Origin of the sequence: Parapedobacter sp. SGR-10 (assembly GCF_011030405.1) — a bacterium.
GTDB lineage: Bacteria > Bacteroidota > Bacteroidia > Sphingobacteriales > Sphingobacteriaceae > Sphingobacterium.
In genome coordinates this window covers 64,815-83,573 of sequence record NZ_JAAJTJ010000005.1, presented here as the reverse complement: position 1 = coordinate 83,573, position 18,759 = coordinate 64,815, and the positions used below count along the sequence as shown (strand labels likewise).

At 42.4% G+C, this 18,759-nt stretch carries 16 protein-coding genes; 6 read left to right on the top strand and 10 right to left on the bottom strand.

The features are described from left to right. Positions 1-328: 328 nt before the first annotated feature. From G5B00_RS06150 to G5B00_RS06130, 5 genes are all read left to right on the top strand, one after another. The gene (locus tag G5B00_RS06150; protein ID WP_163872394.1) at positions 329-865 is read left to right on the top strand and encodes a hypothetical protein; all 537 of its coding nucleotides are present in this window, start codon (positions 329-331) and stop codon (positions 863-865) included. A 108-nt stretch (positions 866-973) separates the two neighbouring features. Then, positions 974-1,498, top strand: a complete 525-nt coding sequence (locus tag G5B00_RS06145) for a hypothetical protein (RefSeq protein WP_163872393.1) — start codon at positions 974-976, stop codon at positions 1,496-1,498. A 209-nt stretch (positions 1,499-1,707) separates the two neighbouring features. Further along, entirely contained in the window at positions 1,708-2,466 is a 759-nt protein-coding gene (locus tag G5B00_RS06140; protein ID WP_163872392.1) for a hypothetical protein, read from the top strand. Between the two features lie 42 nt (positions 2,467-2,508). After that, a complete protein-coding gene (locus tag G5B00_RS06135) occupies positions 2,509-3,360 on the top strand; it encodes a formylglycine-generating enzyme family protein (RefSeq protein ID WP_163872391.1) in 852 nt (283 codons plus the stop codon). Positions 3,361-3,794: 434 nt separating this feature from the next. Then, entirely contained in the window at positions 3,795-5,807 is a 2,013-nt protein-coding gene (locus G5B00_RS06130) for a hypothetical protein (protein WP_163872390.1), read from the top strand. A 422-nt stretch (positions 5,808-6,229) separates the two neighbouring features. On the opposite strand, the gene G5B00_RS06125 is transcribed toward G5B00_RS06130, so the two are convergent. From G5B00_RS06125 to G5B00_RS06085, 9 genes are all read right to left on the bottom strand, one after another. After that, positions 6,230-6,865, bottom strand: a complete 636-nt coding sequence (locus G5B00_RS06125; RefSeq protein WP_163872389.1) for a hypothetical protein — start codon at positions 6,863-6,865, stop codon at positions 6,230-6,232. Between the two features lie 123 nt (positions 6,866-6,988). Then, positions 6,989-8,011 carry a Holliday junction branch migration DNA helicase RuvB gene (ruvB, locus tag G5B00_RS06120; protein WP_163872388.1) on the bottom strand — a complete coding sequence of 341 codons (1,023 nt, stop codon included), beginning with the start codon at positions 8,009-8,011 and terminating at the stop codon, positions 6,989-6,991. Between the two features lies 1 nt (position 8,012). After that, a complete protein-coding gene (locus G5B00_RS06115; RefSeq protein WP_163872479.1) occupies positions 8,013-8,744 on the bottom strand; it encodes a polyprenol monophosphomannose synthase in 732 nt (243 codons plus the stop codon). Between the two features lie 107 nt (positions 8,745-8,851). Further along, on the bottom strand, positions 8,852-10,633 hold the full coding sequence (locus G5B00_RS06110) for a peptide MFS transporter (protein WP_163872387.1): 1,782 nt from the start codon (positions 10,631-10,633) through the stop codon (positions 8,852-8,854). 117 nt (positions 10,634-10,750) lie between these two features. Further along, positions 10,751-12,328, bottom strand: coding sequence for a peptide MFS transporter (locus G5B00_RS06105; RefSeq protein ID WP_163872386.1), 1,578 nt, complete (start codon positions 12,326-12,328; stop codon positions 10,751-10,753). Between the two features lie 96 nt (positions 12,329-12,424). Further along, positions 12,425-13,303 carry a hypothetical protein gene (locus tag G5B00_RS06100; protein ID WP_163872385.1) on the bottom strand — a complete coding sequence of 293 codons (879 nt, stop codon included), beginning with the start codon at positions 13,301-13,303 and terminating at the stop codon, positions 12,425-12,427. 212 nt (positions 13,304-13,515) lie between these two features. Next, the gene (locus G5B00_RS06095) at positions 13,516-14,394 is read right to left on the bottom strand and encodes a sugar phosphate isomerase/epimerase family protein (protein WP_163872384.1); all 879 of its coding nucleotides are present in this window, start codon (positions 14,392-14,394) and stop codon (positions 13,516-13,518) included. A gap of 108 nt (positions 14,395-14,502) precedes the next feature. Continuing rightward, entirely contained in the window at positions 14,503-15,237 is a 735-nt protein-coding gene (locus G5B00_RS06090; RefSeq protein WP_163872383.1) for a (Fe-S)-binding protein, read from the bottom strand. A 10-nt stretch (positions 15,238-15,247) separates the two neighbouring features. Beyond that, complete coding sequence (locus G5B00_RS06085) at positions 15,248-16,552, bottom strand: MFS transporter (RefSeq protein WP_163872382.1); 1,305 nt, start codon at positions 16,550-16,552, stop codon at positions 15,248-15,250. Positions 16,553-16,818: 266 nt separating this feature from the next. On the opposite strand from G5B00_RS06085, the gene G5B00_RS06080 reads away from it, so the two are divergent. Next, positions 16,819-17,538: a DUF4397 domain-containing protein gene (locus G5B00_RS06080; RefSeq protein ID WP_163872381.1), complete on the top strand. Its 720-nt coding sequence runs from the start codon at positions 16,819-16,821 to the stop codon at positions 17,536-17,538. A 57-nt stretch (positions 17,539-17,595) separates the two neighbouring features. Here G5B00_RS06080 and mazG read toward each other — a convergent pair whose 3' ends face one another. Then, positions 17,596-18,405, bottom strand: a complete 810-nt coding sequence (gene mazG / locus G5B00_RS06075; RefSeq protein WP_163872478.1) for a nucleoside triphosphate pyrophosphohydrolase — start codon at positions 18,403-18,405, stop codon at positions 17,596-17,598. Positions 18,406-18,759: the final 354 nt, after the last annotated feature.

The window sequence follows — 18,759 nt, the reverse complement described above, 5'->3', positions numbered from 1 at the left end:
TGAATAGCACGTATACATATCCCCCTTTGGAGGCTATCGTGTGTACACAAATAGTAAGCTGTGTATTGGCGTGAGAAAGGTAACACGCTTGGTTGTCCCCCTCTCGAGGGGGCGCGGTGGGCAAAGAGCGTTGGGAGGGGGAGGGATACTGCTATAACACGCTGTTTATTAATTGTTTGTGTTCTTTTCCTCCCCCTACCCCCTCGGAGAGGGGGACAGTGATTAACAACGGTATCATGAAAACAAGTAGAGTGCAAATAACAGTCGTAAGATACTGAATAACAATAATAATAAAAGATTCAATGTTGCATCAGCGGGAAATTAAAATATGAACAAGCAATACAAAGACGGTTTAGCTAACGCATTATTGGAAAACAGTGCCCTAGACTTATATGCACATATTCTAAAAGAATATACAGTAGAAGACCTGTTGGCATTGTGCCATCAGACCGCACATTACAGGCTGGCTTTTCGGGCAGCATGGACATTGGAACATGTACTGCTAAAAGACAAAGTGCTATTGTCCAGATATACGCCCGAAGTCATCGAACTCTATCTGATCACTGACAATGACAGCAGCTTGCGTAGTATCAGTAAGCTCATCATGCAATTGCTAAAAACCTCTCCCGCTTCATTCACTCCGCAACATCAAGAAGACATACTCTCCAAGACATTCCGGCTCATCGAAAAGGAAGACTGTCCGGTAGCTTTACTCGTCAATTGCTGGGATATATTGTACGTATTGAGTAAACAATACGATTGGATCACGCAGGAACTCCAATTGCATATCCTCTTTCATCTCGAAAAAAATCCTACCCCGGCAAGCAAAAGTAGAGGAAACAGAATATTGAATAGGCTACATTAGTCCCCATTCCAACCGATCGTGGATTTGTAAGCCGTGCCTTAGTCTACCGTCTAATTTTTCAATAACTGGTATTTTTTTTGTGATATAAAATTTAAAAAACACAGAAAAATGAAACAGTTGCTCTTATTATTGAGTACCCTCGTTGCTTCAACAGCATTTGCTCAAGTAAAACCGGGAAAAATACCTCCCCCTCCCCAACGCATAAAGCTGGAGGAAACACCACAACCCCATAAATCGGAGCCCGTGGATAATACCAAAAAATGTTTTGGCTATAATACTGAAACGACAAAAGGAGATACGACATTTGTAAAAGAAAGCCTATTGGAATTTGGCGGCAATGGCAAATTGGGCAGAATCGTCATCACGACTTATGATTACAATACAGAAGAAAAAAAGAAAGCCAAAGAAAATGGCCGCATATTTGCACCATCACAGCAATTGCAATTTATAGAAGGTAAGTACAAGATCGAAGGAAAAATGCTCATCTTCACTCCTGACAAGACAGACAAATTTCCAGTCCGGAAGTTTACTCTCCAGATCAACCCAAACTCCAATACCGTTGAAAAGGTACTCGACAATGACAAGAACGAATGGACAACCGCAAATTGTTTTGAGCCCATAATAAGCCTTTAAAGGAGAAAAGATATTTCGATATGCTCAACACAGCCCATCCGATCGCTAGCGGATGAGAGTCTAAGCTTCTTTAACAAATAATATACGACAACTAACTAATTTCTAATAAAACAAACGAATCGTAAAGCATTCCATACAAATCAAAAACCAAAATTGGAAAACTCAAAGTTTCTTCGTTATTTTCAACGATCATATCAATAATAGCTATCATGTGTCAGCAATTAAAATACTATTTGGTTCTTTTGTTTGTAGGATCTACCCTATTTCTACATGCTCAAGATGAACACTACTACCAGATGACCGAAGAGGACGTCGCCTATCGCGAATTCAGACAACGGTCAACGGTTCCCCCCTATGGATTGTACAAAATAAAAGAATTGATAAAAACCCTTCAATACAAGGCACAGGAAGATGGTGATGCAGGTATTACAGCTTTGACAGCAGCGCAGTTTAAGTCCCTCTCGCTTCGGGAAAAATTCACCTATAGCCTGATACACCCCGAAATGTATGCGCAAAACTGTGCTATATTCATGCCCCAGGCAGATGAGCAGAAGAAAATATTCAGCCACTTGATGTCCTGGATGGATGAAAACCAATGGAGTGATCGGCAGATCGATTTTCTTCGGGAAAATAGGGACTCCGTCATGTCTATTATCCAGGAATCAACCCTACGGAGCGGACATATGGGCGTCAATTACAAAAATGCCATAGAAACTATAAATGGATGGGAAATGATTCCGTTTATTATCGATTATTACAAATCTAACTCCAAGGATAAAGACGCGCTTACGCTCTTACTGTTATTGATGAAAAAAGGAGAATATGTAGAGTTTATCCAATCCTCCTCGTATAGACAGCTCTATGGCAGTGATTATAACTACGAGTCTTATATCCGATTCAATACGGCCAATCAGGATCTGGTTATCAACCGGGCAATGGCGTATTATGGGGAGAAAAGCAGTAAATGAGAACATCATTGCAAACAACTAGTTTACCAATAACAAATTAGTATGAAAACACCTTTGCTTTGGATTTTTGTTTGGATATTGCTTCCATTTACAGGTTTTCCGCAAAATGAAAATTACGTCTATGTATCCAAAGGAGAGTACACGATTGGAACAAAACAATACTTGGAAAACCCATTGCGGCAAATTCGCACAGACGGATTATATATCGCCAAATATGAAGTCACCAACAAACACTTTGCACAGTTTGTGGAGGCTACAGGCTATAAGACATTGGCCGAACGATTTCACAATGCGCAGGTGTTCGAGCCAGGTCTGGAAGAGTTTCGGTGGCTGAGCGATAGTACAGCCTATTGGCGATTCCCCAACGGGATTTCGCGAGGAGGAATCGAAAACAAAATGGATCACCCGGTGACCTGTATTGCTTATCAGGATGCCGTAGCCTATTGCCAATGGGCCAAGGTGCGGCTACCTACCTTGGAAGAATGGGAAATTGCAGCCAAGGCTGGTTCACAAGGCAAATATTTTGAAGGTGCCTCCTTAGAAAATATAGGAGACTATGCCAATATCTGGCATAAAAGGGATCATCTCTCGGCCGATATGTCCGATAGCTACATGTACACCGCTCCTGTCGGAAGCTTTCTGCCCAATCCCTGGGGACTGTACGATATCTTTGGCAATGTGTTTGAATTTTGCGAAGGTACATTGCCCCGTGACAAAGAACGAAAGGTCGCCCACGCCAGAGGAGGATCATGGTGGTGTAGCAAAAACAGTTGTGCCGCTTTCAATACCGTCTTTATTGGTTCAGTCAATCCCAATGCCTCATTCAGCAACCTTGGATTCAGAGTCGTCCCGATAGAAAACAGTTCTGCCACTTCGTCCCATGCCTATCGATGATTTAATTCTTGTAGATTTAGGAAACCGACAAATTCGTACCTACCTATAGGCAACGATCATCGTCACTTCGACGACGCTAGGAGGAGAAGTCTATGGATAGATTTTGCTTCGCAGAGCCCTTCGGGGTTCTCGTTGTACCTTCCCGATACATCGGGACAAGCTCTCGAAAGGACGACATAGTTTATTAAAATTTTGATAAGTTTATTATTTTTTGAAATTAATACTTACCTTGTTTTTGGTAACGTAACCGTTTTATGATGAAAAACAAGATCAATCACATTTTAGTCTTCCTTTTTGTTTGCTCCATCTGTTTAGGGCAACAAAATTCCCAAACAAAAGACATAGATCCAAAAAATTGGAGAATAAGCTTTGCCGGATCCTCAGTCACCTGGGGAGATGGTTATTTACAATCCGGATTAGTAAAAGAAGCTATTTTGAATATCCAGAGAAACAAGTCTACGACCGTAGAACCGGATATGGTAGAGGTAAAAGGAGATAAATCCTATCTGGACGGAGTCAATGATCGCAAATACTTTGGAGGTAAAGCCTTAAAAATCACCGGTACAAATTCAAGTATTAAATTTTCTATCACAGGAGATGAAATTACACTCATTCAAGGCATCGAAAGAGATAATAGTTGTGCATCAGAAATTGAAGTATATATCGATGGCGTTTTGCACGATACCATGAATAATTGGAACAACAGCCCCATCGGGATAGATAGGCTGGAATTTGCAGGAGATGGCACCACCAAACAGTTTGATCTGGGAAGGGCCTTCACATTCGGACATCAAATACGTTTAAATGACAAGTTTCTCAAAGGAGATCACAATAAGGGAGGCTATGGAGGCGGAGCAATCCCCAATGATCTGGATTACCTCGTAATCAGAAAATACGGAACAGACAAAAATGGAGATCCAGAAGTCCATCATTGGATTTCTTTAAAAAATGCGCCTGTCAAAGGAGATAAAGTAGAGATTACGTTTTCCTACGGTGAGGAGATCACTTACGAAAAAACGACGATAGGCAAATCGAGTAAAGGAGAGTTGGAAAGTCCATTTGGAGATGGCGACGTGTCATTTGATATTACCAGACCCACGAGAGTCTCTAGTGGATTGGACTTCCGCGAAACAGACGATAGAGCCATCAAAACGTACAGATTTGACAACAGTAAAAAAAGAGAGGTCGAACTGAAGATAAAAGGCAATTATAAAGGAACCAAAGGTATTCCCTACTTTATATTCAACTTCGCAACGAATAGATTTTTTCATTTCCAGAATGCAGGTATTGGAGGATGGAAACTGACTTTCTTTAACAATCCGAAAGAGTTTCATCGGGGATATAAAAAGATTGCGGCTTTCTCGCCAGATATTCTATACTTCGAAACGACTCCAAATGACGATTGGGGTGTAAAGGGATACAAGCTTTACACCGAGTACCCTAATTTTTCATTACCTGAGTTACAATCCATCAGAACACTGCCGATCAAGTCCATGCAGTATAATGCTGGGTCGGACACCTATAACTTTCAAAAATGGGTTGGAAAAATTGATAAAATAACCCCGAATACAGTTACTTTTCTGACCGACAGTCAGCATAAGATAGACACCCCGCCCCAAAAAGGAGATTATGTATTTGTCGGCGGATATTATTCCAACAATAAGGAGTATGTCGTGAGAAAGGTTGAAAAATACGATAAAACTACCCATCAGATATTTTTTGACAGACCCATTACACCGGACGAACTGATCTATAAGGACATCAGCGTTCTCCAAGGCATGGAGGTCAGGGTTCGCTCCTTTGCTGCTTTTGAGAAAGAGTTTAGAGAATTTATAGGGCATATCAGAAAACTCAAACCCGAAATAACCATAACAACAATGGTCAATCCCCTTCCGATTATCGGTGCGCGGGAACTGTGGGGATATTGGGATCTGATGAATGATATTGCAAGAGAAACAGCAGTCGAAAATCTGGAAATCAAACCTTTTTATGACTATCAGTATTCCCAAACGCGGGATAAAGAAGTTTTCGTAGATGCAAGTACATTAAAAGCGAATCCACTGACCGGTTATATGGAAGCCAAGATAAACGGATTGGATGGCAAAAACCGCCAAAATTATGAAGTGATTGTCAACGGAAAAGATGTTTATGGATCAGATGCCGTCGTTAGAAATCCATATGCTTATGGCGTAGATACAGATCTAAAAAAAGAAGAGCTTAACATGGACTACCGAAAAGAAGGAGTTCGGGCAAAACAAAAGATCAATCAAAAAATGGAATTGGTTTTTCTGAAGAATCCACCCAAGTCGGGTCAAATACACATTCGGTTTTCGACAAAAAATTGGAGTGGTGATGGCTGTCATGTGAGAACCGGAGACGAAGGTTCTAAAATATACGGTGCCATTTATTACGACTATTTCAGTAAATTTATTTCAAATTTGAAATAATGTCGTGACGATAACAGGCAGTGTCATGAAGACGATTTGATACTGCCTGTTATCGAAACATACAATATGGGGCAGGAAGTCCCTCTACGAATCATAAACCATTTCCGCCAAATTTAAAACTGATTTCAGGCTCCCCTATCCTATTGATTATCTTTATTCAAAAGTAAGATATGAAACGGGCAAAGAAAATAGCGATTGTTGTCGGTTTGTTCCTCACCATAGGCGGAGTGTACTTTGCAAGCCGTCCCGCCATTCATCTACACAACCAACTATACTCAATAAACGAATCATAAAACAAATACTGGATGATTTTCGGAGCCATATTGACAGTCAATCCAAATGCATTTGATAAGAAAACAGAGCAAGCTGACTCCATTTACATACCGGCAAACGGTGATATACTCAATGAAGGAACGAAATAACTAAAGCGAATACCTTATTCCTAACGAATAAAAGCTGTAATAGTCATTGCTCGTCCCTAGCCTTGTTCCATCACCTTTCAAAGGAACATAACCATCCATATCGTCGTTGTCTGCAAAGTTAAATTGCCCGTTGATCACGAGACTCCAAAGACCTTTGTTCCGACGAAATGTATCTTTGGTAAAAGGAATAGAAAACCCAGTATTCAATACGGGCAACAGCAGAGAGCCCGTCCGTTGCCTGAGTTCTCCATTACTATCAAGAGGGCCAAATGTCGAAGGATTATTCGGATCCCGATAATTACGTGCACGGTGAAAATTGTAGATAAAGCCCGCTCCGACTCCTAAGTAAAAACCTCTGGCCACCTGTTCGCCAAATGACTGCATACGTCTACCAGTTCCGAACGCCATATCAAACGGATAAACCGACATAGAAATCCCCAAGTTGGCATAGTTGCCTTTCACTGACCTCGGATCCACAAGTGTAGAATCAGCCTCCAAGGATCCGATTTGTCCTTCACCTCCTATATTCAATCCTCTTATGATTGTATAATCCAATCTGCCATAAGTACCCCATCCTGCCTTGCCGGGGTTGTCAATATCACCATAGAGGCGGGTAAAACCAGCACCCAGAGTCATATGAAATTTTTCAGACACAGTACTACCCCCAGCCACCGGAGGACAATTCAATTGACCGAATAATAGGACACATGTCATGTTTAAAAATAGCAGTAGTAAGTATTGTTTCATCGTATTGTCAAGCTAAAAAAGTGTATTGCCTTTGTTATAATCGATTCTCCCCAAGTGTCTAAATGCCGTCTCCGTACATTCACGTCCCCTTGAGGTGCGCATAATATATCCCTCCTGTATCAGAAAAGGTTCGTAGACCTCTTCAATAGTACCTTCATCCTCACCTACTGCTGTAGCGATGGTCTTCAAGCCCACAGGTCCCCCTTTGAATTTATCGATGATCGTACTCAATATACGGTTGTCCATTTCATCAAGTCCATGTTCATCTACATTGAGCGCATGGAGCGCATACTGCGCAATAGCCTTATCAATATGGCCATCTCCTTTGATTTGAGCAAAATCCCTTGTCCGGCGCAATAGCGCATTAGCGATACGGGGAGTTCCTCTACTCCTTCTTGCTATTTCAAAAGCCCCTTCCTCACTGATGGTCGTATGTAAGATATCTGCAGAACGTAGTACAATCGTCGTGAGCAATTTCGCATCGTAATATTGAAGGCGGGCATTGATACCAAAGCGTGCACGTAACGGAGCTGTCAATAATCCCGAACGTGTAGTCGCACCAACCAATGTAAAAGGATTGAGCGAAATCTGTACAGAACGGGCATTAGGCCCTGTCTCCAACATGATATCGATCTTAAAATCCTCCATCGCAGAGTACAAGTACTCTTCGACAATAGGCGACAGACGATGTATCTCATCGATAAACAGGATATCTCCCTCTTCCAGATTGGTCAGCAGACCCGCCAGATCTCCGGGCTTGTCCAGCACAGGTCCCGAAGTGATCTTGATCCCCACTCCCATCTCATTCGCAATGATATGGGACAAGGTTGTCTTGCCCAATCCCGGAGGACCGTGCAACAAGACATGATCCAGTGCCTCTCCACGCAGTTTTGCCGCTCTGACAAAGATCGATAGATTGTCCAGTATCTTTTGTTGTCCCGTAAAATCGGAAAAGGTCTGAGGACGCAAAACCCGTTCCAATTCCTTGTCGGTTGGATTCAAACGTTCTGGATTGGGATCTAGGTTCTCGTTCATATCACTTACGCTTTTTAAACAGACTCTCCAACTTCAACTGTATTACACCCCAAAAAGCCTCTTTAAATATTTTGGTGCTCATCTTGGATTCGCCCATCGTTCTGTCCGTAAATATAATAGGAATTTCAATAACATTGAAACCATATTGTATCGCTTTGAATTTCATCTCGATCTGAAAAGCATAGCCCACAAAGCGTACTTCGTCCAAACCGATCGTCTCCAATACCTTCCTACGGAAACAGACAAAACCTGCCGTCGCATCCTGTATTTTGATCCGTGTAATAAGCCGAACATAGACAGATGCAAAATAAGACATCAATACACGGCTCATTGGCCAGTTGACCACATTCACACCTTGAATATAGCGCGAACCGATGACCATATCAGCACCGCCAATAGCCGCCGCTTCACGAAGCCGGATCAGGTCTTCGGGATTGTGGCTAAAATCGGCATCCATCTCGAAGACATATTGATAATCCCTTGCCAACGCCCATTTAAACCCATGTATATACGCTGTTCCCAAGCCCAATTTACCCTTTCTTTCCTCGATATGCAATTTACCCGCATACGAGCTGTGCATCAGACGTTTTACGGCATCCGCTGTACCATCCGGCGAACCGTCGTCTACAACAAGAACATGAAAATCAACGGGAAGAGAAAACACTTTATGCAGAATACGTTCAATATTTTCGATCTCGTTATACGTAGGGATAATGACGATACTATCAGACACCATTTATTTGTTTAATATGCAAAAATAACAATTATACACGTAGAGGCAAATAATCATTCACCTTCCCCGTAGAGACGTGATTTATCGCGTCTCCCCATAAGATATTTCTATTTCACTCCGTGCATCAACCGTTTTATAACAGGATTCAATATAATGACCAATAGACCCGCTGCAGCTGGAATAATTGTAAACAAAAAGAAAAAATGACTCAGCGAATAGTTTTCCTGAATGGTCTCTACCTGTCCACCCAAAATAGCCGCAAGCTTCTGTGCTATGGCTATGGCCAGATACCACATGCCAAACATAAAGGCCAGCATCCGTGCGGGGACTAGCTTAGAAACATACGAGAGACCAACCGGAGAGATAAACAATTCGCCAAGTGTATGAAATAGATACGTCAATACCAGGAAGATCATCGAAATCTTCATACCCTCACTCGCACCCAACGAGCCAGACCCTAAAATTAGAAAGCCTATAGCCACTAAAATCAATCCATATCCGTACTTCATAGCCGCTGGAGGATTGTATTTCGATTCCCAGATTTTAGATACCGAAGAAGCCAAGGCTATGATAAAAAACGAGTTTAATATAGAAAACCACGAGACCTTGATTTCCGATTTCTCTGCCGTAAATTCACTGTAAAGCATCCAAATGCCTGCGATCCAGATCAGCACAAAACAAATGAACAAAATAACATTTGACCACGCGATTTTATCCCACGTCACTTTGGCAAGACGGATCAGTACCCAGGAGATAATGATCAAAGGCACGATAGTCAGCAAAGTGTTGACAATATTGAAGATCAACAAACTATTTCCGGTCAATTCCCTATCTACGTAATCACGCGCGACCAAAACCAAAGAAGTCGCCCCCTGCTCAAAGCTCATAAAGAAAAATATCAGAAAGAAAGCCAACAGGATAACACCGTACATCCTATCACGTACTACTTTTGCATAACGTCGAATCCTAAGGATTATCAAGACCAGAAACAGCACCAATGCACCGATCACCATGATATTCTGGCCACGTAAAACCGATGTATCCAAAAAGGCAAAAACATCCAATACGTGATTCTTGGAAAGCGGGTCATTGAAAGCATATACAAAACCGATCACACCCACGATCACCATCAGTACGGTATCGATCCAGGTAAAATTATTGTGTTTCGTCTCGTCCTCTTCCAGATCGCTTTTTACCTGTTCATTTTCTTTTTTCGCCTTATCCAAAACCCCTAATCTCCCCATCAAGGGAGCAGCCAGCCAAAACTGTAAGGTTCCCAAAAGCATGAAAATCCCGGCAAGACCAAAGCCCCAATGCCAACCAATCGTTTCAGCCAGATAGCCACAAAGCATCATGCCAAAGAAAGCCCCCGCATTGACTCCCATATAAAAAATCGTATAGGCTCCATCCTTCTTCTCAGGCAACGACTTGTACATCTCGCCCAGGATAGCCGGCATATTGGGTTTGAAAAAACCTGTACCAATGACCAAACAGGCCAAACCAATAAAAAACATGATGGAAGAATCAAAGGCCATAGAAGCATGTCCGAGGGTCATGATAGCTGCACCAATGATCACGGCCGCCCTCGAACCAATATATTTATCGGCAATGACACCACCAAAAATCGGTGTGATATACAGCAACATCGCATACGTTCCATACAATGCCCCGGCTTGTTCTGCTGTCCAGCCCCAACCGGGATTTTGTCCCAGAACAGAAGCTGTCAGAAACTGCATCAACAAGACTCGCATCCCATAAAAGGAAAAGCGCTCCCACATTTCCGTAAAGAACAGCACAAACAACCCAGACGGATGGCCTAAAACCATACGACCGTCTTTCCCCTCTTGGCGTAATTCTCCGGCAAAATTACTATCAGAAAGTTGACTCATAATTATTTTATTTGATGGCACAAAAATACAATTTCATTTCGACAAAGACGGTAAGCACCAAATAAAAGGCCGGGATGCTTTTGCACCACGGCCCTTTCCAGCTTTTATAAAATTTAATTAATGAATACCGTGCATCATCTTGCGTAGTATTGGCGACAGTAATATCAGTATCAAAGCCACGACAGCCGGAATCACAGCAAATATGCCGAAGAAATGTGTCATTGAATAGGTCGAACTGATATAATCGATAGTTGACCCCAACATACTTCCTGCAAAGTTTGCGATCGCAGATGAAGCAAACCACAATCCAAAGATCAGACCTACCAAGTTCTTAGGAGATAACTTTGAAACATAGGACAATCCTACAGGAGACAAACACAATTCACCGGTCGTATGGAAGAAATAAGCCAAGATCAACCAAACCATACTGACTGATGCCGTTTGGGCCCCTTGCGGAATATCCTTACACCCATACGCTAATACCGCAAAACCTACACCTAACAAAATCAATCCCAAGGCAAATTTGATAGGTCCCGACGGATTCCAGACCTTTTCCCACAGCTTGCTGAACAGGGTAGCCAACGTAATGATAAAGAATGAATTTAGAATCTGAAACCAAGAGGCCGCCACTTCGGTCTCTATCGCAGTAAATTCTCTTTGGATCTTCCAAATACCCAGACCCCAAATAATGACGATACTGATGACAGTAGATATAATGGTCAGTGGATATTTACTAAATATCTGCTTTGCTAACCCCAGCAGTACCCACGAAACAATTATTAAGGGAAAGAGTGTCAACGCCGCATCTACCCATTTAAAGGTCGTCGCAGCATTTCCCTCGAGCACACGTTGCGTATAATCTAATGCAAATACATTCATGGATCCTCCAGCCTGTTCGAAAGCCAGCCAGAAAAAAGTACTAAACAAGATCAAAACTCCAATGACGATCAATCGGTCACGTTTTACATTCCCAGGCGTGGTGTCCTCTTCCGCTTCTGTTTTCATCTCACTGCCATGGTGCTTGGAAGGAGATTCACCAATCACACCAAAATATTTTTGGGCAAAATAAAACTGTAGCATACCGAAAAACATAAAAATACCGGCTAATCCAAAACCATAATGCCAACCAATTTTCTCACCGATATAGCCGCACAGCAACATCCCCAGAAAAGCACCAGCATTGATACCCATATAAAATATAGTATACCCAGCATCTTTCTTAGCAGAATTGTCCGGATAGATCTGACCAACTATCGAAGAAATATTGGGCTTGAACAGACCGTTACCTATGATCATTAATGCAAGACCAAGATAGAAAAAGCCTGCAGAAAATCCTTCAAGAGCCATAGAGCCGTGGCCTAATGTCATTACGAGAGCTCCCCACAATATCGCTTTACGGTATCCAGTCAGTTTATCGGCGATAATACCACCAATGATTGGTGTCAAGTACACCAAGCCAGTATACAAGCCATAGAGCTGCAAGGCTTCAGATCTGGTCCACTCCCATCCGCCACTAGCTAGGGAGCTCACCAAAAACAACGTCAACAAAGCACGCATTCCATAATAACTGAAACGTTCCCACATCTCCGTAAAAAATAAGACAAAAAGTCCGGCAGGATGTCCCATGACCATCTTATCATCAACACCTCTTTTGGCTAAATGATTTACCAATAATTCATCTTTTTCTTCTACCATAATTTAAGTTCAGTATGTGTAAATTCAATTATTAATAACACAAAGAAAATATTTTTTTTCAGAATATGGAGACTTCTCTATAAAATAGTTACACGGTCAGAGTCCACTTTTCAGTTTCTTAGGCGGTTGCAAAGGGTCTATATATAGGTTCTCCTTTCCACTCTCCGCATTATGTACTTCTATATTCTTTTTAAAGATCAGTCGTCCATCTTTGATCTCATAGCCATCATGTGTGAGGTCCGGGCCATAATATTTAAAATTTCCTTCGTGCTGCGGAGCAACAGGCACGATATGGTCAAAGACTATGCTATTCAGTTTTTTATCGAATTGCAGGTACATGGTGGCATTTTTGGTATAGGAAAATATCTTCCGGACCATTTTTGGATCGTCGCTGAATACAGGTGCCCCCAGTGTCACTTCCCCTGTGGGCGAGACATGCAATATCTCTATGACCTTGTTGGTATATTCGGCATGATGCCCCTTCCATCCCAACAGGACAAACTGATGTTTGGAAATTGGGATAATATCATAATATTGAGCACCATACCACGTATTGTTTGAAGTAATGTCTTGTGTAGGATTTTGGATTTCAAAGGTCTTGTCCAACAACGGTGTGAGCTTCAGTTTGCCTCCAGCCACTTTATACTGAATACTGCCGTAGTAGAGGTATGACCCGTCCTGCAACGGTATATTCCACGAAAATATACGGAAGCTATTATCCGGAGCAGAGATTACCGAAATCATGTCCAGCTTGTCAAAAGCATAAAAATAAGAATTCGGTTCTTTCAAGGCCGACACCAAAGTCTTGACAAAAACAAAATTGCGTTCTATCCGTTCAGCTTCGCCCTCACTTTGAAACATTTGCCGTCCCACATGCAGCAAGCTATCCTGCCATATATTCATTTTTTGAATATTCTGGGCAGTCCCCGTACCGACACCTATTGCACATACGATTAGCAGAACGTAATATTTCATCCAAAAAACTATTGTATCCTTATGTTGGGTTCTCTGTAAAAGAAATCTAAAAAGTCAAATATTATCGTCATTTCGAGGAGGTACGACGAGAAATCTATGGTTAAGCAACTTTTCAACTTGTTGAAAATTAGTTAATTCAAATTCATACATAGATTTCTCCTCATTCTTCGTTCGAAATGACGATTAGGGATTCTCAAACCTTTTTAATCCCCTTACCTATATTTCTCCAACAAGGCCTTTGTCAATTTGATACCCTCTATCTCAGGTAGGTTTTTTCCCTCGTACTCGATACCGACGTAGCCTCTGTAACCTGCCGCCTTGACGATGTCGAGCATTTTGGCATAATCAATGTTTTTTTCCAATCCATTTGCATCAAAATCATGTGTTTTGGCACTTACTCCTTTGGCATATGGCATCAGATCCGTCACGCCCTGATAACGGTCGTATTCGTAAAAATTGCCAAAATCAGGCAAACTGCCGGCATTCTTGTGATTGACCTGGCGCAACAGATCTGCCAGCCAATCTCCGTGTGAGGACATGCCACCGTGGTTTTCGATGATGACATTGATTTTTGCTTTCTTGGCATAATCAGATAGGGTGACCATGCTTTCTACCACACGCTTTTTGACCTCTTCAGCCTCACCTTTTCCGGCTGCATTGACACGTATAGCATGGCAACCCAAGTATTTGGCGGCATCTACCCATTTATAGTGATTTTCGACTGCGGTAGCCCGTCTAGCTTTATCTTCATCGCCCAGTTGTCCTTCTCCATCCACCATGATCAATACATTTTTGACGCCATTGTCCTTAGCACGTTTTTTCAGCTCTTTAAGGTAGGTCAAATCCTTAGCCTTATCCTTGAAAAACTGATTGACGTACTCTACGGCACGGATATCAAATTGGTTCTTGGCAAATGCCGGAAAGTCTAGATTGTCCAAGTCCCCTTTACGCAAAGTGCGGTGAAGCGACCATTGCGCCAAAGAAATGTCAAACCATGACTTCTTTGCGGCAAATGCTTCCATTCCGGGAGCCAAAACTACTCCTCCTGTAATTAAACTTAAAGTTTTGATAAATTCTCTTCTTGTATTCATTTTCAATTATTTGTTTTAAAGTTACGTAAGTTATAGAAGTGAAGATAGGTATACAGGATCTATCCAAATTTCATAACTATATCACTATCATCACCTCCTTCACTTGTTTTAGATATTTGCCCAACCACTAGTCAAGACGTCCACAAGATGCAACGTCTTTATAGGGATCTGGTGTTTATTGATATAAGCCTGTACATGAAGCAGGCAAGAGGCATCGGTCGAAATGATATAATCCGCATGCGCCGCTTGCGCATTTCTCACCTTCTGTTCGGCCATAGCAGCCGAAATACCTTCAAACTTGACAGCAAAAGTACCTCCAAATCCACAACAAGTATCTTGATCTCGCATATCAACCAGTTCCAAACCACCCACATGGGACAGCAATTTTCTAGGTTCCTCCTTGATATGGCATTCGCGTAGTGCAGCGCATGAATCGTGGTACACAGCCGTACCAACCAGTTCGGCACCAAAATATTCTTTTTTCAGCACATTGACCAAAAAATCCGAAATCTCGAATATATGGCGCTGCATATTCCGGCACTTATTGTGTTCTATAGAGTTCGTAAACAGGTCATTGTAGCCATTCCGAATCATCCCTGTACAGGAAGCAGACGGCGAGACGATATACCGATCTTCTCCAAAACTATTCAAAAAATGCCTCCCCACTTTTTTGGCCTCGTCCCAAAATCCCGCATTGTACGCCGGCTGGCCACAGCAAGTCTGTTTTGGATTATATACAACCTTACACCCTGCCCTTTCCAGTAATTTTACCGTATTAAAAGCCGTTTCGGGATAAAGTTGATCCACAAAACATGGAATAAACAATTCGACCTCTTTACTCATTTTCCCAAAATCAGGATTCCAAACCCTTATTGAACTTCAACATCCTAAACATCAAAATCAGGCTCAATATAAAAAAAATTGACAAAGATAATGCGGAAAATCTGATATTGTGTGTGATCTGCTCGATAAAACCAAAACTGAATAACCCTACCACGATAGCCAGTTTTTCGGTCACGTCATAAAAACTAAAAAAAGACGTGGTATCTTCCAGATCTTCCGGCAATAGCTTGGAATACGTAGACCGCGACAAGGACTGGATACCGCCCATCAATAGGCCGACCATCACAGCTAGAACATAAAATTGGATCTCATTGTTCAAAAAGTAGGCATACACACAGATACATACCCAAAAGAAAATAACGCCTATCAGCACTTTGATATTCCCCAATGTGCGCGTAAGGATGGACATGAGATAAGCCCCGCCTATCGCCACAAGTTGGATACAGATGATAGTGGCAATCAGCTTGGTCGTACCCAACTGCAAGACCTTCTCTCCGAATGGCGTAGCAACGATCATAATTGTCTGTACGCCTACGGCACTGAAAAAATAGGCCGGAAGAAACTTTTTGATGCTTTCGATATTTTTGATCCTTCCAAGTACATGTATAAATTCCTGGCGTACCCGGCCGCCTAGGCTCAAACCATTCTGCACAGAAGGAGCATTCGGAGGCAGTGCCCGAAAGGGTATCTGCGAAAAACCCAACCACCATAGCCCTACCAGAAAGAATGAAATCCTAGCCGGAAGCGAAGGATCCTCTATACCAAACCACTCTCTCTTAAAGATGATCACAAAACAGATCAACTGCAACAGCACACAGCCTACATAACCATAAGCAAAGCCCTTTGCACTGACCTCATCCTGCTGATCCGGCGTAGCGATGACAGGAAGATAGGAATTGTTCATGGCCACGCCACCGATATATCCCATAGCAGCAAGGGCAAAAAACACGATACTGATTTCAAGAGTTTCCAATTTGAAAAAGAAGAGTCCCATACAGGATGCCGCACCGATATAGGTAAACAGTTTCATCAATGATAGCTTCTTGCCATTGGCATCAGCGTAGGCCGATAGAAAAGGCAGGGCCAAGGCCATAACAAGATAGGCAAATCCCAAGGCATAGTTGGAAAGTACCGTATTGATGACTTCCCATCCAAAGAAGCGAACCATATCCCCATGCTCTGCCGAGGAGGTGACGATCAAGTAATAAGCCGGAAATATCGTGGAGGTGATCACCAGGTTGTAAACTGAATTGGCCCAATCGAACATTGCCCACGAGCGAATCAGTTTCTTATTGTTCTTCTGTAGTTGTTGCATACCGTTTCGTAACCCACGAAGATACTGATGTCAAATTGAAAAGTAAAAATTATCTGAAGATGGTATTGCTAAAGCTTGGTTAAAAAGACAAAAAGGTGTCTTTAACACAGTCGAAGTTTTTGAAACACAGCTGACGCAAGCGTGTCGCTTGTGACCAAAATTTGTAAAAGAAATCAAGTCATAAGCCCGTCTCGAAAAAAATCATCCGACGTGTAGCTATTTTACTTTCAGTTCCGTTATGGAAATATACAAGAAAAGAAAGTAAGATGAAAAAAGTATCTATGTTCAAATTATTTGGTTTATTCATGGGAGCCTTGGTTTTGGCCACGTTGGGAAGTTGTATGAAGGACAACGATTACGAAGAGGTACCCGTCGCGGTGGTTACCATGGTCAATGGATTTGTGTCCTCCAATGGGGTGCGCTATGCAGCGGACAACAACTACATACAACCCCAAGGATATAATCCCTTATTCTATCAGGAATATGGCTATTTTAGGTTATTTCCAGGAAGTAGACGGATTCGGATTTACAACGATACCAACGAGGTATTGACCGATGACAGCTACACCTTCAAAGAAAACACCTACTACACCTCCTTCATTTATGGTTGGCAGGATGACATTCAGCACTTGCTGACAGAGGATAAGCTATTGGACAATCTTGGTGACAAAAGTGCCTTCCGTTTTCTGCATCTATCGCCCAGCGAGGGTCTGGTCAACGTGTATCTGAACAATACGGAGACCCCATTGTATACAGACCGAGCCTATGAAGGCAATGATGAAGAGGCAGCAGAGGAAGAAAATGAAAACATCACATTTGTTCCTCAAAACAGCGGAAAGCACACCCTTATCGTGACCAACGCCGATGGCGAAACATTAAAGGAAAGGGAGTACACGTTTGAAGCCGGGAGACATTATACACTCATTCTGATCGGAGACGGTTCTATGGCACGTCCTCTATATCTTGGCATCGTACCACAGTACTAAATAAATATCTTGGTTACAGTCTTCGGGATCACAATGAACCAAAGACTGTAACCTCACTCAAATACCCAATTCCTTAGCCTCTTTCCAATACACATCCATTTCTGTGAGTGTCATGTGCTGAATCTCTTGGTTATTTTCGCGGGCACGGTTTTCCACATGCGTAAAACGCCGTATAAACTTTTTATTCGTTCGTTCTAAGGCCGTATCTGGATTGATACCGATATGCCTGGCATAGTTGATCAAGGAAAACAACAGGTCGCCAAACTCTTGTTCAGCCTTATCTTGATCAATAGCGCCATCATCTTCAATATCAAACTCTGTCTTGAATTCGGCAAGTTCTTCTTCTACCTTTTCCCACACCTGCTTTTTGTCTTCCCAATCAAACCCTACACCCCGTACCTTATCTTGAATACGAAAGGCTTTGACCAGCGAAGGAAGCCCGTTTGGGACACCGGCCAAAACAGATTTGTTGCCGGCTTTTAGCTTCAGGCTTTCCCAATTCTGCTTGACATCATCTTCATTATTGACCTGTACATCTGCATAGATATGCGGATGCCGTTCTACCAATTTGTCACAGACCGCATTGAGTACATCCCTAATGTCAAAAGCCCCCTGTTCTTCCGCGATCCGGGCATAGAAGACCATATGCATCATAAGATCACCCAATTCTTTTTTGATTTCCTGTGTATCTCCTTCTAGAATAGCATCAGCCAGCTCATACATCTCTTCGATTGTCAAGTGTCGGAGACTTTGCATGGTCTGCTTTCTGTCCCAGGGACAATGCTGTCGAAGCGTGTTCATGATTGTGACCAATCTTTCAAAAGCTGTAGAAGTAGTCAATCCTTTTTCTGGTGCTTGATGTGCCATAAATATATTGTTGTGGTCAAATTTACTTTTTATTTCATAGACTTGCGACATGACTTGTTTTTTTGACAGGGCAAAAGTCTGTCTGGTCGGGTAGGCAGGTATAGATAATACGGAGGTTTACCTTAAACATATCAATTTCCTATCTCCTACACGATCCATTCGGCCTCTATGCCGGCCGGGCATCCGACTTGGCAAGGCCCCTTGTCCAATCAATGTGGTATGTCGCACAGGCCAGTGCTCACGGCAACAGATACAGTTAAGGTTGGGAAGAATTCCGAAGCCTTAGGATGGAGCTTCGGAAATATCCCCTAGGCCTTGTCCGACCCACCATCCCCGGTATCTGCTGTCGTCTGC

Bases quoted from the DNA above. Each gene is read 5' to 3' on its own strand.
- G5B00_RS06150 (WP_163872394.1), top strand. From the start codon at position 329: ATGAACAAGCAATACAAAGACGGTTTAGCTAACGCATTATTGGAAAAC.
- G5B00_RS06145 (WP_163872393.1), top strand. From the start codon at position 974: ATGAAACAGTTGCTCTTATTATTGAGTACCCTCGTTGCTTCAACAGCA.
- G5B00_RS06140 (WP_163872392.1), top strand. From the start codon at position 1,708: ATGTGTCAGCAATTAAAATACTATTTGGTTCTTTTGTTTGTAGGATCT.
- G5B00_RS06135 (WP_163872391.1), top strand. From the start codon at position 2,509: ATGAAAACACCTTTGCTTTGGATTTTTGTTTGGATATTGCTTCCATTT.
- G5B00_RS06125 (WP_163872389.1), bottom strand. From the start codon at position 6,865: ATGACTCTGGGTGCTGGTTTTACCCGCCTCTATGGTGATATTGACAAC.
- ruvB (WP_163872388.1), bottom strand. From the start codon at position 8,011: ATGAACGAGAACCTAGATCCCAATCCAGAACGTTTGAATCCAACCGAC.
- G5B00_RS06110 (WP_163872387.1), bottom strand. From the start codon at position 10,633: ATGAGTCAACTTTCTGATAGTAATTTTGCCGGAGAATTACGCCAAGAG.
- G5B00_RS06105 (WP_163872386.1), bottom strand. From the start codon at position 12,328: ATGGTAGAAGAAAAAGATGAATTATTGGTAAATCATTTAGCCAAAAGA.
- G5B00_RS06100 (WP_163872385.1), bottom strand. From the start codon at position 13,303: ATGAAATATTACGTTCTGCTAATCGTATGTGCAATAGGTGTCGGTACG.
- G5B00_RS06095 (WP_163872384.1), bottom strand. From the start codon at position 14,394: ATGAATACAAGAAGAGAATTTATCAAAACTTTAAGTTTAATTACAGGA.
- G5B00_RS06090 (WP_163872383.1), bottom strand. From the start codon at position 15,237: ATGAGTAAAGAGGTCGAATTGTTTATTCCATGTTTTGTGGATCAACTT.
- G5B00_RS06085 (WP_163872382.1), bottom strand. From the start codon at position 16,552: ATGCAACAACTACAGAAGAACAATAAGAAACTGATTCGCTCGTGGGCA.
- G5B00_RS06080 (WP_163872381.1), top strand. From the start codon at position 16,819: ATGAAAAAAGTATCTATGTTCAAATTATTTGGTTTATTCATGGGAGCC.
- mazG (WP_163872478.1), bottom strand. From the start codon at position 18,405: ATGGCACATCAAGCACCAGAAAAAGGATTGACTACTTCTACAGCTTTT.